The sequence below is a fragment of the Nocardia jinanensis genome, from assembly GCF_014645735.1.
Classification (GTDB): Bacteria; Actinomycetota; Actinomycetes; order Mycobacteriales; family Mycobacteriaceae; genus Nocardia; species Nocardia jinanensis.
On the sequence record NZ_BMMH01000013.1, the window covers coordinates 51,899 to 70,442 of the forward strand.

The window sequence follows — 18,544 nt, forward strand, 5'->3', positions numbered from 1 at the left end:
TTCCCTGCTACTCACTGTCCGAGTTCCGCCCGCACCGCGGCGACCGCCGCTTCGATACGGCTGGCCACCTCGAGCTTGGCCAGAATGCGGCTGACATGTTCCTTCACGGTGTCCGGGCTGATGAACAGCCGGGACCCCACTTCACGATTCGACAGACCGTCCACGATGAGCACGAGGATCTCGCGCTCCCGTTCGGTCAGCGTCGAAAGGCGCTGACGCACCTCCGGACCCGGCCCGGGCTCCGGGCAGCGGCCGGGTGCTCGCGCGGTGACCACGACACCGGACGCCAGCACCTCCAGAGCACGCACGACCGCGTGGGCACCCCGGCCGGACGCGAGGACGGCGTCGGCGTACTCCGCATCCACCCGGGTCACGCCGGGCGGTACCAGCAGTGCGATCAGCGGCGGCCGGTTCGGTGACCGCAGCCGGGCCACCATATCCGGCAGCTCGGGCAGCGGCCCGGCCGAGGCGTCCAGGAGCACCAGATCGGGCCGCCACCGCGCCGTCCGGTCGGCCACCTCACGCCACCGGCAGGTCCCGGCCAGCGCCAGATCCCCGGCGGCGGTCACTGTCCGCTCGAAATCCCGCCGGGTGAACGGTGAGTCGGAGGCGATCACCACTGTGTGCGGTTGTGGTATCGGGGCCACCAGAACCTCCGCCACGGTGCACTCCGTACGCCGGTTCACCGTCTGCCCCGAATTCGCGTTCTCACCCTCGGTCCCCCAGCTTCTCCTGGAGGAACCGGGCCAGAGCGGCGGGAGTGGGATGTTCGAGGGTGAGGGTGACGGGTAGTTTCAGGCCGGTCGCGGCCTGGATCCGGTTGCGCAGCTCCACCGACCCGAGCGAATCCACACCGATCTCCTTGAAGGTGACCGTGCCGTGGCCGGTGCGCAATTCGGCATGGTCGACGATCTCGGCCAAATTCCGGTGGATCACCGAGAGGACCAGTGCCTCGCGCTGCTCGGGCTCGGTCGCCGAGAGCTGGGCGGCCAGATCCCCGGCGGGACCGCGGGCCGTGCCGGCCTCCGGTCGTGCCCCACGCCGCACCGGACCTGCCGTGTTACGACCCGTGATACGCGCCGGGATCACCAGGGCGCGATCGGTCCGCAACGCGGTATCGAACAGGGCCAATCCTTCCGCGGTGGACAGTGCCGCCACGCCACCGCGCTCGAGCCGGGCCCGGTCGGTGGCGGTCAGCTCGCCGGTGAGCCCACCCGGCTGCTCCCACAGGCCCCAGGCGAGCGAGGTCGCGGGCAGACCGCGATGGCGCCGGTGCGCGGCCAGCGCGTCCAAGAAGGTGTTCGCGGCGGCATAGGCGGCCTGGCCGGGCGACCCGAGAATGCCCGCCACCGAGGAGAACAGGACGAAGGCCGCCAGATCGAGTTCCGCGGTGAGTTCGTGCAGAGTCCAGGCCGGATCGACTTTGGCACCGAACGTCTGGGCCAGATGCCGGGGCGCGGTGGCGGTGAAGATCCCGTCGGCCAGCGCACCGGCGGCGTGCACGACCGCGATGAGGGGATGCGCTGCCGGAATATCGTGCAGCAGGGCGGTGACAGCGGCGCGGTCGGTGAGATCGGCCGCCACCACCCGGATCCGCGCCCCCAGGCCGGTCAGTTCGGCGGTCAGCTCGGCCACGCCGGGCGCCGCGTCGCCGGACCGGCTGACGAGTAGGAGATTCTGTATCCCGTATGCGGTCACCAGGTGCCGGGCCACCAGTTTCCCGAGGGCACCGGTTCCACCGGTGATCAGCACCGTACCGGCCGGGTCGGCGCCGGTCGGCCAGTGCTCTCCGGTCGCGACGGGCCGTGCCCGCACCGTCCGTGGTGTCAGCGCGGTGCCCGCCCGCAGGGCCAGCTGGGGTCGCCCGGTGGTGACCGCGACAGCGACCGCGGTGGATGCGGTGTCCCACTCGTCCAGATCCACCAGGATCAGGCGATCCGGGTGTTCGGACTGAGCCGACCGCAACAGGCCCCAGACCGGTGCGTGGTTCAGGTCGGGCACATCCTCGTTCTCCACGGCGGCGACAGCACGCCTGGTGAGAACGACCAGTGTGGCGTCAGGATCTGCCCGAACCAACCATTTCTGGATCGTCGCCAGCGCGGCTGTGGTGGCCGAGCGCGCGCCGCCGGGTAGCTCGCGATCCGGGCCGCGCAGCGCGAGGACGGCCTGGCCGGTGCCGCCACGTTCGGTCGCGATATCGGTCCACGCCACCGGATCCGGGTCCACGGCTTCCGGCAGCACCGCCCAGTCCTGGACGTACAGCGAGGTCGGTTCGGCGGCCGAGACCTCACCGAAGGTCAGCGATTCGATCTCGGCGACCGGAACGCCCGCGCTGTCGGCCGCGCTCACCCGCACGCGCTCGCCCGGACCGCCGTGCACCCGGACACGCAATACCGAAGCCCCCGCGGCATAGAGGGTGACCCCGGACCAGGCGAACGGCAACCGTACGGTGCCGGTATCCGGCCGTGCCCCGGCAGCCGCCGCGTGCAGCGCGGCGTCGAGCAGCGCCGGATGGATACCGTAGCCTCGCCTCGAGACCTGTTCGGGCAGCGCGATCTCCGCGAAGGTCTCGTCGCCGCGCCGCCACAGGGCGCGCAGTCCGCGGAACGCCGGACCGTACCCGTAGCCGAGGTCCGCGAGCCGCTCGTAGAAGGCCGCGGTGTCCACCGGGACGGCTTCCGGCGGCGGCCAGTCGGTGAGGTCGGCCGGTACGAGATCGGCGGCCCCGGCCAGCACACCCTCGGCGTGCGCGGTCCACGGACGGCCGGTGCCGTCGTCGAGACGCGAGTACACGGTGACGGCCCGTTCGCCGCCCGCGCCGGTGCCGCCGACACTCACCTGCACCGCCACCGCCGCATCGGCCGGCACCGGTAACGGCTCCCGCAGGATCAACTCACGGATCACCGGGCTGCCCACTTCGTCACCGGCCCTGATCACCCATTCCACGACCGCCGCTCCGGGTAGCACCGCCTGTTCTCCGACCGCGTGATCGACGAGCCAGGGCTGGGCACGGCGCGACAACCGCCCGGCCAGCACCACGCCACCGGTCTCCGGCACCGGGACGACGACGCCGAGCACCGGGTGACCGGCCGGCTCCAGGCCGAATCGGCGGACCGAGTCCCGGCGGGGCTCGGTCCAGAACGGCAACTCGTCCCACGCGTAGGTCGGCAGCACGACCCGCGCCGCCGGCTCCAGTACCCGGTCCCACACCAATTCCATTCCACCGGCGTGTAATTCGGCCAGCGCCAGGTCCAATGCGGCCGGACCGGGGCGGTCTCGGCGCAGTGAACCGACCGATACCACCTCGACCTCGGCATCCTCGGCCACCGTCTGCACCGCGGTCGCCAGCGACAGATGCGGGCTGAGTTCCACGAAATAGCGGTAGTCGTCGTCGAGCATCCGGCGCACGGTCGCGGCGAAGCGGACGGGTTCGCGCAGGTTGCGATACCAGTAGGTGGATTCGATCGGGCGCTCGGTGAACGGTTCACCCGCCACCGTGGAGTACCAGCCGATACCGTTCACGCGGGCGGTGATACCGGACAGGTCGGCGGTGAGGTTCTCGCGCAGGGACTCCACCTGTTCGGTGTGCGACGCGTAATCGACCGCCAGCAGCCGGGTGAACACCTCCTCGCGCTCCAGCTCGGCGAGCAGCTCGGTCACCGCGGCACGCTCACCCGCCACCACCGTGGCCAGCCTGCTGTTGACCGCCGCCACCGACACCCGGCCGTTCAGCCGGGTCACCAGTTCGCTCTCCGGGAGTCCGACCACCGCCATCGCACCGGTACCGGCGATCTTCGGCAACGCACGGCTGCGCAACACCACGATCGCCGCCGCGTCGGCCAGGCTCAGTGCGCCGGATACGTACGCGGCGGCCACCTCGCCCTGGCTGTGCCCGATCACGGCGTCCGGTTCGATCCCCCGGGCCCGCCACACCGCGGCCAGCGCGGACATCACCGCGAACAGCACCGGCTGCACCACATCGTCGCCGCGCAACGCCGGGGCGCCGTCGCCCCCGCGCAGCACGGCCGCCGCCGACCAGCCCGTATACCGGCGGATCGCGGCATCGATCCGGGTGAGTTCGGCCGCGAACACCGGGGATTCGTCGAGCAGATCCACAGCCATACCGGCCCACTGGGCACCCTGACCCGGGAAGACGAACGCGATCTTTCCCGACCGGACCCGGTCCGCCTCGCCCAGCGCGATATGCGGAGCGGGTAGCCCGTCTGCCAGCGCCCGCAACCCATCGGTCAGTTCGTCGCGGGTACGGGCCACGACCACACCGCGGCGCGGGAACCGAGTGCGCTCACGGACCAGTGTGCTCGCCACCGCCGGCAAAAGTAGCGCGGGGTCGGTGGAGATCCGGTCCAGCAGCCGTCGCGCCTGTCCGCGGAGAGCCGCTTCGGTGCGGGCCGACAGCGCGAAGAGGCCGGCGAAATCGGTCCCGGTCTCCCCAGCGGTATCCGCGCGCGCCACTGTCGCCGGACGCGGCGGTTCCTCCAGGATCACATGCGCGTTGGTACCGCTGATACCGAAGGCGCTCACCCCGGCTCGGCGTGGACGCGCCCCGGCGGGCCAGGCTACCGCTTCGCCCCGAAGCGCCAATCCGCTCCTCTGCCAATCCAATTGGGTGGCCGGCCGCTCGGCGTGCAGTGAGGCCGGGAGCTGCTCGTGCTGGAGTGCGAGCACCACTTTGAGTACGCCGCCGATACCCGCCGCAGCCTGGGCATGGCCGATATTGGATTTCAGCGACCCCACACCCAGCGGCCGGTCGGCGGGACGATCAGGTCCGAATACCCGGGCCAGGGCGCGGGCCTCGATCGGATCGCCCAGTGTGGTACCTGTCCCGTGCGCCTCCACGTAGTCGATATCGTGCGGGGAGAGCCGCGCCGCGGCCAGCGCCGCACGCAGCACCTTCTCCTGTGCGAGGCCGTTGGGAGCGCTCAACCCCTGGCTGCGGCCGTCCTGGTTGACAGCCGAACCCCGGAGCACGGCCAGGACCGGGTCGCCGTCGCGCAGTGCGTCGTCGAGGCGTTTGAGCACCACGAGCCCGGCACCCTCCGACCAGACGATGCCGTCGGCCTCGGCGCTGAACGGACGGCAGCGCCCCGACGGGGACAACCCGCGCAACCTGCTGAACTCGATATGCGCGCGCGGCGTCACCAGCAGGCTCACCCCGCCGGCCAGCGCAAGATCGCAGTCACCGGCCCGCACCGCCTGCGCCGCCTGGTGCAGCGCCACCAGCGATGACGAGCAGGCGGTATCGATGGTGACCGCGGGCCCCTGGAGGCCGAGGGCGTAGGCGATACGGCCGGAGGCGACGCTGGCGGCGTTACCGGTGGCCACGTAGCCGTTGAGCTGATCCGGGTCGGCACCGGCGAGGTAGCCGCTGTCGTAGAGACCCACGTAGACGCCGGTGGCGGTGCCGGTGAGCCGTCGCGGATCGATTCCGGCGCGTTCGAACGCCTCCCATGCCGTGTGCAGGAGCAGCCGTTGCTGCGGGTCCATCGCCGCCGCCTCGCGTGCGGTGATCCCGAAGAACGCGGCGTCGAAACCGTCTATACGGTCGAGGAATCCGCCCTGCAGGGTGTACGCCTTACCGAGGGCCTCCGGATCCGGATCGACGAGTCCCGCGGTGTCCCAGCGACCGGCCGGGACCGCACCGACCGCGTCGACACCGTCGGCGAGCAGGCGCCAGAAGGTATCGGGGTCGTCCGCGCCACCGGGGAACCGGCAGGCCAGCGAAACGATGGCGATCGCGTCCCCGGTGCCGTCCGCGAGAACCCCGGCCACTGGAGCGGCGACCTTCGTCTCCACCGGCCCGGGCTCCACCCCGGCCGCGATCGCCGCGCCGATCGCGGTGATGGTCGGGTGTTCGAATATCAGGCTCGGATCCACATCGGTACCGAGATGATCGGAGAGGTCGGCGGCCAGCTCCACCAGACCGCGTGAACCCAGGCCGAATTCGGCCAGGGGACGGCCGGGGTCGATCCGGGCGGGGTCGAGCGCGGTGGCCCGGGCGACCGCGTCCACCAGCCATTCACGGATGTGTCGCGCGGATACCGGAGCCGCCGATCCCGGTGAACTGTGCACAGCGGGCTCGGCCGCGACCACTCCCGGATCGGTCGCGGTGGTCTCCGGCCCGGCGGCAGTGTCCGGCCCCGCGATATCGCCCGGTCCGGCGACGGTCTCCACTCGTGCCGGCTCGCCGGCCAACGCCAGTTCACCCGCCAGATACGCCGCCTTGCTCGCGCGGCGCTCGATCTTTCCGCTGCTGGTCTTGAAGATCGAGCGCGGCTGTACCAGCGCCACACCGCTCAGGGTCAGTCCGTGCTCCACCCCGATCGCGGCGCGGATCGCGTCGGTGATCTCGGCCAGTTCGGTGGCTTCGGTGGCCTTCACCTCCGCCACCACAACCGGCAGTTCCCCCCGCTCGGCGCCGTCCACGGTGAACGCGGCGATGCAGCCGGCGCGCACGCCGGGATGCGCGTTCTCGGCCGTCAGCTCCAGATCCTGCGGATAGTGGTTGCGGCCGTCGACGATCAGCAGATCCTTGCTGCGGCCGGTGACGAAAAGATGTCCGTCCGAGACGAATCCGAGGTCACCTGTGCGCAGGAAGCCGGAGCGGCCGTCGTCCAGCTCGGCTCCGAAAGTAGCCGCGGTTTTCACCGCGTCACCCAGATACCCCTGGGCGACACTGTCTCCGCCCACCCAGATCTCGCCGACCGCACCGTCGGGTACCGCGGATTGTAATTCCGGATCGGCGATCACCACGGAAATACCTTCCGGCGGCCGCCCCGAGGAGACCCATTCCGGTTCCCCCTCGGCACCCCGGTCCAGCAGCACGGGTTCACGGTCGACGCCACCGTCCACCCCACCGGTCACCAGCAGTGTCGCTTCGGCCAGACCGTATACCGGTAGCAATGCCTCGCGCCGGAAACCGGCGGGCGCCGCGATTTCGGCGAATCGCCGTAATGTGCTCGGGCGCACCGGTTCCGCTCCGTTGAACGCCGTCCGCCACGAACTGAGGTCGAGCTCTCGCACCACTTCCGGACGCACCCGGCGAACGCACAGCTCATAACCGAAGTTGGGGCAGCCCGCAGTGTGGATCTTGTACTCCGAGATCGCCTCCAGCCACCGCTGCGGCTTCTGCACGAAATGTATGGGCGACATCAACGCCGTACTCGAGCCGAGGTAGATCGCGTGCAGCACCGGCAGGATCAGGCCCATATCGTGGTAGACGGGCAACCAGCTGACGAACCAGTCGCGACCGGCCCGCTCCGCCACGTGATCCGGTGTATGTCCCATGGCCGCCGCCAGCGCACCCTGGTTGTGCAGGAGATTGCCGTGGCTGACCATCACACCGCTGGGCGCCGAGGTCGAGCCCGAGGTGTACTGCAGGAACGCGATATCGCCCGGGTCCGCGCCGGGATCGTGCCACTGGCCGGCCAGCGCGTCGGGGATCTCCTCGGTCGCCAGCCAGGTCAGGCTCGCCAGCTGGGGCAGGCGATCGGCCACCGCGCGCAGGCTGTCGACGGTGTCCCGGGTACTGAGTACCAGATCGATATCGGCATCGGCGATCACCTGGTGCAGTCGCCGCAGCGACCGGTCGGATTCGTGGAACTGTGGCAGCGGCACCGGTACCGCCACCACATCAGCGAACAGGCAGCCGAAGAACCCGGCTATGAAGCCCAGTCCCGGCGGGTACAGCAGCAGCGCGCGCCGGCCGGACCAGCCGTCGGCCTGCAATCGCGCGGCAATCGCGCGGGCCCGCCGGCCGAGTTCGGCGTAGGTGATCTCGGAAATCGGACCGGTCAGGTCGCCGGTTTCCAGGAATCGATAGGCGCGCCGATCCGGATGCTCCGAATAGCGCGAAACTAGTAGGTCGACGAAAGATCGGTACATCCGATTGATCCTCTGCTGATCTGAAAACTCGGAAGGGCACGCGGAGGCAGCGCCGGCGCGTGATTATCGCCGCCGGTACATCCGCAATAGACGAACGGAATCCCGATAGATCCGGAAATGCCGGACGAAACTCGTGTTCGACCGGTCGCGCATTTCGGTGGATCAATCCCAGTTGACCATTATTTTGTGCAGCAGATCCGCGAGAATTTCCGGGTTGCTGCGCATTATCTCGTGGTCGGTGAAAATGCTGTAGGTCTCCCATGCGGGGTCCGCGGACAGGCGCTCGTAGGTTTCGGCGAACGGAGTGCCGCGCCAGGCGCTGGCATAGATGTAGGCGTGCTGGATCCACGGTGCCGGATCGCCGGCCCGGCTGGCCTGCAACAGTGACGCCACCGGATGTGGCGCCGAGCGCGGATCCGCGCCGGGCGGTGGGAGCAGGGCACGGCCGTCGGCGGCCGAAAGCGCGCCGAAACCCTCCCGCAGCAGGTCGTTGAGCAGCATCCAGCAGGATTCGCCCGGCTCCGGCAGGAAGGCGTCCACATAGATCGCGCCCCGACAGCGTTCGGGCAGCGCGGCGCACACCCCGCGCAGCACCATGCCGCCGTAGCTGTGCGCACAGACCACGAGGTCGTCGAGCCCCTGTTCGGTGACGAAGGAGACGACGTCGGCGATATGGTCATCGAGATTCACCGGCCCGGGCCGCCGGGCACCCGGGTCGGACTCGAGGCCGCTCAGCGTCACCGGAAACACCTGGTGCCCGTCGCTGCCGAGACGTTCGGCAACTTCCTCGTAAACCCATTCGCCTTCGAAGCTGCCCGGAATGAGTAGCGCTGTGCTCATAAATCGTTCACCCCCGATTCTCAAAGGTACAGCGGTGATTGCGATCCGCCGGCCGGGGCCGGCTCCACACCTTCGGGGAATATCGATGCTCCTGCGCATCCTCGATCGCGAATTCTTATGTTCGAATCGTAGCGGAAGCAGACCCGCGGGAACCCCCCCAACCGGGTGATAAATTCACAGAATCATTCGCCCGCAGCATATCACGGGGGAAATCGGCAGATTTAGAAACACCATAATCAATAAAAATTACCCACCGGAGCGGTGCCACGGCACAGCCCACCGAACGGTCACGACGGGTACCCGCACCGCCCCGGCGCGCGCGGCCTCAGACGCGGTACATGCCGTCTTCGGCCAGACGGGCGCCACGCGACAGCAGCACCCGGGCCTCCAGATCGCGGATCTCCGCCGCCGGAGTACCGTCCGCGCCCAGCCTGCGGTCCGCGGGCTTCTCGTACAGCGGTGCGCCACCGCACATCGCCTCGGTGAACCGGCGGCGGCCCAGTAGGATCCGCTCCTCGGCGCGACGCTGATAGTCCTGCCTGATATCCACCGGGATCGCTTGTACGAAGGCCTCCGGATGCACCACCGCGATCAGGCACGACACATGTCCGAAACCGAGACTGGTGAGCAGACCGGCCTTGAGCGGCAACGTATTTCCGAACCGCAACGGGTGACGCGGCCACACCAGATGCCGATGGTGGGCCAGTACATCGTCGACACAGTCGAGACTGCGGTTCGGCGGAATCACACCTTCGGCCAGCACCTGGCACAGACCGATGAGCTGGAAAGCGGCGGCCCCGCCTTTCGCGTGACCGGTGAGCGTTTTCTGCGAGACGACGAACAACGGGTTCCCGTCGGCCCGCCCGAGCGCCGCGGCCAGCCGCTCGTGCAGCTCGGATTCGTTGGGATCGTTGGCCGTGGTGGAGGTGTCGTGTTTGGACAGCACCGCGATATCGTCCGCGGTGACGCCGAGGCCGCGCAGATTCACCGCGAGCTCCGAATCGTCTCCCCCGAGCCCGGCCGCGAGTGCGCCGATCCCGGGTGCCGGGATGGAGGTGTGCACACCATCGCCGAACGATTGCGCGTACGCCACCACACCGAGCACCGGCAGCCCGAGGTCCAGGGCGATATCACCGCGGGTCAGCAGAACCGTTCCCCCGCCCTGCGACTCGACGAAGCCGGCGCGGCGCCGGTCGTTGGCCCGGGAGAAACGGCGGTCGGCGATACCCCGGGCGGACAGCGCCGCCGAATCCGCGGTGGCCGACATATCCGCGAACCCGGCGATCGACTCCACACCCAGATCGTCGGCGCCGCCGGCGACCACGAAATCGGCTTTGCCGAATCGGATCTTGTCGTAGCCCTCCTCCACCGACACGGCCGCGGTGGCGCAGGCGCCCACCGGATGGATCATCGATCCGTAGCTGCCGATATAGGACTGCACGACATGCGCGGCAGTCACATTGAGCAGGGTCTCCTGCAGGATGTCGTTGGGCCGCTCCTCGCCGAGCAGCAGATCGACATAGCTGGAACGCAGCGACTGCAGGGCGCCCAGGCCCGTACCCATGGTGTTGGCTACCCGCGCCGGATGCACCCAGCGCAACAACTCGGCCGGGGCGAACCCGGATCCGATGAAGGCGTCGACCGTGGTGACGATATTCCAGACCGCGAGCCGGTCCAGCGAGGCGGTCATATCGGCGGAGACACCCCAGCGGGTGGGGTCGAATCCGGTAGGGATCTGGCCACCGACGGTGCGGGACATCTCGATCCGGCGCGGCACCCGGACCTCGGTGCCCGCCCGGCGGGTCACCGTCCAGTCCGTCGAACCGGGTACCGAGGCGACCACCGTATTCGCCCCGTCGGCGGCGGCGAAGGCGCGCGCCTCGGCTTCACCGCCCACGGTGAAGGTCATATCCTTCTCGAGGAACACCGAGGCCAGCAGCGGCGCGGTGTTCTCGCGCAGAGCTCCCTCGTCCGCATAGCGCCGGATACCGGTACGAGCCAGGACCGTATCGTGGTAGCGGTCGGCGATCTCCGCTTCCGGCACCGGTTCCCCGGTACCGGTGTCGTACCAGCCGGGTGCGGGTTCGTTCTCCCAAGTGACCAGCCCGACGGTCCAGGCCAGCTCGAGGACACCGGCTGCCGACAAACGATCGGAGACCTCCATTTCGAAGCGGGTCCGCGCGGAACCGTAGGGACCGAGTTCACCGGCCCCGACGATCACGACCATCTCGCTGGGATCCACGCCCACCGGGCGCCACTCGGGGACCGGCAGTGCCGAGCTGCCGGTGGGCGGCGCCGGCAGTGCCGCGATCACCGGCGGTGAATTCGAGTCGGCGTCTCCGGTCGCTTCCGCCCCGGATCGCGCGGCCAGGGCCGGTAGGTCCAGGCGGGCCCCGGCCAGGCCGCCGGTCAGATCGATCCGGTGTGGTCCCGTCGCGGTGACCGCCCGGGCCCGGGCCGAGCACCATTTGAGCAGTTCGTTCGCCATTTCGGCGGCCGACCAGGTCTGCACACCCAGTTCTTCGACCGCGTCGACCAGTGGATCGTTGCCGCCCATCAAGCCGGTACCGCGCACCCAGCCGATCAGCGCGTGCACCAGGGTGACCCGGCCCGGCCACGACTTCTCCACACGCCATTTGGCGACCACCGCGTCGAGCGCCGCCTTGGCCTCGCCGTACGCGCCGTCACCGCCGAACATCCCTCGGTTGGGTGAACCGGGCAGCACCACATGAAGTTTCGCGTCCACGTCGGTATCGGCGCCGAGCTTCGACAGGCCGCCGATGAGCCGTTCCACCGACCACAGCAGCACGCGCATCTCGACCTCGGCACGCGCACCGGCGTCGGCGAGATCACCGGCGACACGGGGTGCGGCGAAGGGCAGCAGCAGGGTCGGGGTCAGCGCCGGTTTGACCACCGTGGAGGTGCCGCCCGCGGTTTCGGTCTGCGGGTTCGCGATCCATTCGATCAGTGCGTCCACGTCACGATAGGACGCCAGGTTCGCGGGGACCACCCACAGTGCGGCCCCGGTCCGCGCGTGCCGGCGGTAGAAGTCGCGGTAGAAACCCAGCCGGTCGTCGTCGAGGCGCGAGGTCGTCGCGATGACTGTCGCCCCGCCGGCCAGGAGATCGGCGACGACGGCGGCGGCGATGGAACCCTCACTCGCACCGGTCACCACGGCGATATCGGCGGCGTACTCACCGGTTTCGGTGGAGTAGGCCAGCCCCGCGATCTGCTCGTAGATCTCCGCCAGCGCGACCCGATCTCGGTCCGCGGCGAGGTCCCGCCACCACAGTGCCTGCGCAGCGACGGTTTCCCCGGCGCCGGCGAAACTCGCCGGTGTGATCGTCTCGGGTTCGGCCGTCCAGAATCGGGCGAGGTCCTCCCGCGTGGCGGCCCACCGGTCATCCAGCCGGACCGCACGACGCGCGTCGAAAGCCGGCGCCACCAGCCGCGGCCAGTCCGTGCCGAGTTCCGCCGAGACCGCCTCGACGACCGCCGAATCATCGGCCCCTTCGGGCACATCCGGCTGCTCACCCAGACCGAGCTGATCGAGCACTACCCGGGCCGCCGAGGCGAGTACACCGTCGGGTCCGGTGATCCGCTCCGCGAACTCGCCGAGCGCGGCGGCATCGACGGTGGCACCCGAGCCGGATCCGGCCGACGGCCGAGCCACCGCGACACCGTGCCGGGCGGCGACGGCCTGCACAGCGGCATCGATCACGGTATCCACCGCGGTCGCGTCCGACAGCGCGCCGGAGACGAGCGCGCCGAGGTCTCCGCCCCGGACGCTGGCACCCTCGCGCGTGCCCAGCGCCACCTCGGCCATGATGTGACCGGCCCAGCCGTCACCGAGCCCCCAGACGGTCCGCACTCGCTCGCCGATCGCCGCGGGCCGCCGACCCGAGGGACCGAATACTTTGCGCAGGTGGTCGTTCAGCCAATCGGTGAGCACCGGACCGAAGGGGCGGTAGGTACGGGCGAGTCTGCGCACGGTCGCCGCGAGCGCGGTCGTATCCGCGTCCGCCGCGCCGTCGATCGCCCCGACCGACAGTTCCGCGGCCAGATCGACCAGGAGCTGGTTACGCCGCGAGGACACACCGTCGCACAGGCCCTCGATGGTGTCGGCCGGGCCTATCTGATCGGTTCGCAGTTTGGTCCACAGCCCGATGAGCACGGTGGTCGCGTCGGCCGCCGTGAACGGGATATCGTCCGGCCGGGGGCCGTCCGCCGGCGCGGTGGGCGGTACCGCCGGCGCGGTGGTGGCCACCGAGGCGGTATCGGGCCGGGCGCTATCGGACAGACCGGTGCCGGCCACGGAGTCTTCGACCTCTTCGACGTCTATATCGGTCGCGTAGACCGTCGCCGGCTCACGCTCGATATTGAGCACCTCGACGATCTCGGTGAATTCCGGAAGCCGCAGAGTCCGGGCGGCCAGGTTTGCCAGGGTCGGCGCGGTACCGAGGCCGATCTCGACGAACCGCTGCACGCCCAGCCCGCCACGTACGGTGTCGGTGAACAGCAGGTCCTGGGTCTCGATCCAGCGCACCGGGCTGGCGAACTGCCAGGCCAGTAGTTCGATCAGGACGGTCCGGCACAGCGGCACGGGCCGCGCCGCCCAGGTGTCGTAATCGGCGAGCACCGCCTCCAGGGGTTCGGAGGGCACCAGATCCGCGATCTCCCGCAGGAAATCGCGTTCCAGCGAGAACGGCCGGGGCACCAGGTTCGGGATGTAACGGCCGATCAGGACTTCCGGCCGCGGTTCGGCGGGCAGCAGCTCGGACAGTTTCTCCCGGAAATCCGCGACCCCGGCGCGCAGCACCCGCGAGTGGAACGGCACATCGACACCGGGTATCCGGACGAAGGCCCGCTCACCGCGATGGCGCATCCGGCGTTTCTCGATCTCGACCTCCAAGGCGCGCAGCCCCGCCAGGGTGCCCGCGACCGAGTACTGCGCGTCCCGCAGATTCAAGTTCACGACCTCGACGAATTCACCGCTGAGTTCGCCGATCCCCTCGACGAACGCGACCACGTTCCGGTCGCTCAGGCCGATCTGCGAAGGCCGGATCGCTACCATCCCGTAGTCGCTGCGGCCGGCCCCATCCCGCGGTATCAACTGATCCATCGCCTGCCCGCGCTGGAAGACGATCTCCAGCAGGGTTTCCAGCGGCAGCACCTCGGCCACCGCCGCCAATGCGACGTACTCGCCCAGCGAATGCCCGGCCAGCAGCGCACCGTCCACATACGCCCCGGCCTCGCGCAGCTCGGCGATCTGTGCCACACCGAGCGTCGCCAGCGATGCCTGGGTGAACTGGGTCAGATGCAGTACACCCTCCGGATGGCGGTATTCGATACCACCCGCCCGCAGCGATATCGGGTTGTCCCGGACAACGGCCAGAATGGAGAAGCCCAGCGCGCGGCGGGTATGCGCATCCGCCCGCTCCCACACCTGCCGGGCAGCACGCGAACGGGTCATCGCGTCCAACCCCATCCCCTGCCTTTGGATGCCCTGACCTGGGAAGGCGTATACCGTTCTCGGCGGGGCGAGACGTCCGGATGCCTGCATCACCACGTCGTCGCCGACCCGGCAGGTCACCTCGACGATCTCCGCGCCGGCGTCCACCGCGATCCGCTCGGCCCGGACAGCGATGGAATCACCGGGACGCACCATGCCCAGGAACCGCGCGGTCCATGCCGTGATCGTGCGGGCGACCGCCGACTCCTCGGGGTCCACTGCCGATACCGCGTACTGGCCGACAGCCGACAGCCACATACCGTGCACGATCACTCCGCCCAGGCCTGCCAGCGCCGCCACGGCGTCGCTGGTGTGGATCGGATTGTGGTCCCCGGACATCTCGGCGAACGCCGCCATGCTCAGCGGTGCCACCACGGTCAGTTCCCGCCGCCGCTTACGCGGGGTCTCGCGTCCGGCCTCGCCCACCGAGCCGGCCGCCCGCGGCGGATCGGCCGGCGTGCCGGGACCGACGCGGCCGCGGATCGCGAACCGTTCGGTGAGCGTCGCGAACACCGGGCCGTCCAGACCGGTACCGATATCGTCGAGCATCGCGCCGATCGTCACCCGCACCTCGACGAGCCGCCCCAGGTCGGTATCGACGACCTCACCGGATTCGGCGCGCACCGTCAGAACACTGATGGCCGCGGGCCATTCACCCAGTAGCCGCACCTGATGATCGAGGTGCACCAGGTCCAGCAGACCCTCGATCACCGCGCTCGCCCCGGGGCCGCGCGTCGATCCGAGTACCGCGAACACCGCCGGCCAGCAGGCACCGACCAGCACGTCGGGAGCCACCCGTCCGAGGGTGCTCAGCGAGTCCGGCAGTCCGGCGCCCACCACACCCGCGTGATCGGCGAGGACACCCGGTGTCCACGCCAGATTCAGGTGCGCGACCCGGCGCCCGTCGATCTCCCGCACCTCCGGGAGCGCACCACCGGCGGCCACACCGAGCAGCTCCGACATCGCGGATTCGGCTTCCTCCGCACTGATCACGGGTGCGCCCCCGGTGCGCGCGGACGCCGGCACACCGATTCCGATGCGCAGCCGGGCACCGGGCGCCAGCGGCACACTCAATTCGACCCGGTCGGGCGAGATCTGCGCGAGAGTCGCTCCGGTCGGCTCGTGGCGGAGTGCACCCTCGGGCCCGGCACCCCACTCCCGCGGAGCGCCCAGTCGATGCACCGGGTTGGCCGCCAGCCGTCCGGCCCAGAACACATCCGGTGAGCCGAGCACGATATCCACCGCGGCGCGCCCGGTTGCCGCCCGGCGCCGCGCGGGGACCGGTGCCGGAGTCGCTCCGGCCGCCAGTACGGCCTCGGTCGTGGCCCTTTCGAAACGATCGAGCAGTGCGCCGACCGGTTCGTCGACGCGGGTTATCCCGGCGACCGCGACAGGCCCCGGGATCACGCACACCTGATCGGCGGAGTAGCGGGGGTCGTGCGCCTGCCACAGCGAATCCGAACGCCACCAGCGCCGCACGTCGGCATCCACAACCGGTACGAAGTTCACCGGTTTACCCGGCGTCCGGCACAGCGCGACGAAGAAACTCACATCCGCCGGATGCAGGACCACGGTCTCGGCCGCCGGATATTCCGCCACGAGCGCGGCCACCGCGTCACCGGGCCGGTCCAGCGGGCCGGGCTCGGCGAACAGGGTCGGGATCGGACCCCGGTCGGCCGGGTGCAGCCGCGCCTCGGCACGCTGCAGCATCTCGGCGAATCGGTCGCGCCATGAGCCGTCGAGCCAGGGCGATTCCCAGTCCGCGGGTGTTCCGACGGCCAGGTCGACATAGCGACGGAGCCACTGCGCATAGGTCATCTCGCCGATATCACCGAAATACGGTTTCGCCGTCCCGTTCAACGCGGCGACGATCTCCGCGCGGCGGGCCGCGACGGCGGCCGCGTCCCCGGCCACCTCGTCCAGCAGCCGCCCGGTACGCGAGGCGGTGTTGTCGATCTCGTGGATAGCGGCGCCCAGCTGGCTTCGGCCCGAGGCCATTCCGCCCGCGGCGGTACCGGCCGCCACCCAGTCGGGAGTGCCCGGTGTATCCACCAGCAGTTGTTTCACCTCCGGCGAGGTGGTGGCCTCCGCGGCGGCCATGGCGGCGGTGCCGACCAGCACGCCGTCCAGCGGCATCGCCGGATACCCGTGCTGCCGGGACCAGGCGCCGGTGAGATAGTCCGACGCCCGCACCGGAGTACCGATCCCGCCACCGGCACAGATCACGATATTCGCGCGCAACCGCAACTCGGCGTAGGTCTCCAGCAATAGATCGTCGAGGTCCTCCCAGGAGTGGTGCCCGCCCGCGCGGCCGCCCTCGATATGCACGATGATCGGTTGCTGCGGCACCTCGTTCGCGATACGCACCACCTCGCGGATCTGTGCGACGGTACCCGGTTTGAAGGCGATATACGGGATTCCGGCCTCGTTCAGCTCCTCGATCAGGGCCACCGCGGCATCGAGTTCGGGTACTCCGGCGGTGACCACCACACCGTCGATGGGCGCGCCCGCCGCACGGGCCTTCTGCACCAGGCGTTTACCGCCGAGCTGCAACGACCACAGGTACGGGTCCAGGAACAGCGAATTGAACTGCACCGCCCGGCCCGGTTCGAGCAGTGTCCGCAGCTCGCTCACCCGGTCGGCGAAGATCTGCTCGGTGACCTGCCCGCCGCCTGCCAGCTCGGCCCAGTGCCCCGCATTGGCTGCCGCCGCGACGATCCCGGCGTCGACCGTGGTGGGAGTCATTCCCGCCAGCAGAATCGGGGAACGACCGGTCAGCCGGGTGAAGGCCGTTTCGGTCACGGTGCGGCCGTCGGGCAGCGTCACCGGTCGCGGTGCGAACTCGCTCCATGTCGGCGCGATGCGCGGCGCCGCACCGGGAGTCAGCAGATTTCGCTGACCCGGCCGGGTCAGCGCGGGCACGATCCCGATCCCCGAGCCCCGCAACGACGGAGCGGTCAACCGCGTCAGCAGATCACCGGGGCCGATATCGAGCACCCAGCGCGCGCCCGCCGCGGCCACTTCGTCCACCGAGGCGACCCAGTCCACCGGGTCCACCAGGATCTGCCGGGCCGACCGGCGGGTCACCGCGACGTCCAGTCCGCATTTCCCGGCCCATTCCGCGGCCAGCTCCACGGCCTCCACCAGGGCCGGATGGTGGAAGGCCAGTTCGATCGGCAGCCTTTCGAACACCGGCGCGCGGAAGGCCGGGCCTGGGTCGCCGTTCTCACGTGCCCGGGTCCGCTCGCCGGCGAGGTCGGCGAATCGCCGCTCGACCCGGTCCAGCTGCCCGGCGGGACCGGAGAGCACCGCCTGCCGTCGCGCATTGCGGATCGAGACGACCACCGCGGCCGCGGGTGCCACCTCCGCCGAGACCTCGGCCGACACAGCATCCAACTGTCGCGGGTCGACCTGGGATACCGCCACCATCGTGGAACGCTCGCCGTCGGCGACCAGGCCGAGTCGCCGTCCCACCTGCGCGCCGGCCGCGCCTATCAACTGCGCGATCGCCAGCAATTCGATATCGCTGTCGTTCCCGCGATCCGCGGCGGCGGCCACCGCCAGCACACCCTGCGAATGGCCCGCCACCGCTACCGGCGGTATCCGGGTGAGATCCAGACCCACCCGGTGCAGGGCCCGCAGTCCGGCGAGCTGGGTCAGCAGGACACCCGGTAGGGAGACGGCTGTCGAGCGCAACACCGCGGCCGAGGGACGCGCCCCGGCCTCCCCGCCCGAGCCCGCCACCGACCAGCCGATCGGATCGAACCCACGAGGTCGCGCCACGACCAGTTGCGCGGCCACCGGTGCCAGTGCGCTCGCGGCCCGGGCCACCAGGGCGGCCATCTCGTCGGTCGCGGCGTGGTCGTCGCACACCTCCGCGAAAGCCTCCAGCCACGGCGCCCCCTGCCCGCCGAATGCCAGGGCGTAGGGTTCGCCGGCCGAGATTCGTTCGAGTAGCGGAATACCGGCGCGGCGGTCGATTTCGCCATTTACATTTCGCAGGCCCGGAACGGAGCTGTCTTCGATCGTCACGGCGTTTACTTTCTCTCGATAGAGTGGTCCGGAATAATCGAGATTCAGCGGATCGGGAAGGCGTTCACGAGTTCCCTGTCCGTATCCTCGGATCAGTGGCTCCTGCGGTCCCACCGCCGAGCCGACGTCCACTTCATCGTGAGATTCACACGTGCACAGAGGAATTGACTGTGCACACCCGGGACCGCGATCGTGCCGACGATCCAAATCGTATCGAAGATCGGTCCGCGGCCATCCCCCCGATCGGGTACTCATTCG

The 18,544-nt window shown here is 69.9% G+C and carries 4 protein-coding genes; all 4 read right to left on the bottom strand.

The annotated features are described in order from the left end of the window. Positions 1 to 11: 11 nt before the first annotated feature. On the bottom strand, positions 12 to 662 hold the full coding sequence (locus tag IEY68_RS25820; RefSeq protein ID WP_156426350.1) for a response regulator transcription factor: 651 nt from the start codon (positions 660 to 662) through the stop codon (positions 12 to 14). A gap of 46 nt (positions 663 to 708) precedes the next feature. Beyond that, the gene (locus IEY68_RS25825) at positions 709 to 7,902 is read right to left on the bottom strand and encodes a type I polyketide synthase (protein WP_058856409.1); all 7,194 of its coding nucleotides are present in this window, start codon (positions 7,900 to 7,902) and stop codon (positions 709 to 711) included. A gap of 162 nt (positions 7,903 to 8,064) precedes the next feature. Further along, complete coding sequence (locus IEY68_RS25830) at positions 8,065 to 8,742, bottom strand: alpha/beta fold hydrolase (RefSeq protein ID WP_058856408.1); 678 nt, start codon at positions 8,740 to 8,742, stop codon at positions 8,065 to 8,067. 325 nt (positions 8,743 to 9,067) lie between these two features. Then, a complete protein-coding gene (locus IEY68_RS25835) occupies positions 9,068 to 18,286 on the bottom strand; it encodes a fatty acid synthase subunit beta domain-containing protein (RefSeq protein ID WP_373293013.1) in 9,219 nt (3,072 codons plus the stop codon). Positions 18,287 to 18,544 lie beyond the last annotated feature (258 nt).

Excerpts from the sequence above, each read along its gene's own strand:
- IEY68_RS25830 (WP_058856408.1), bottom strand. The coding sequence starts at position 8,742 with ATGAGCACAGCGCTACTCATTCCGGGCAGCTTCGAAGGCGAATGGGTT.
- IEY68_RS25825 (WP_058856409.1), bottom strand. The coding sequence starts at position 7,902 with ATGTACCGATCTTTCGTCGACCTACTAGTTTCGCGCTATTCGGAGCAT.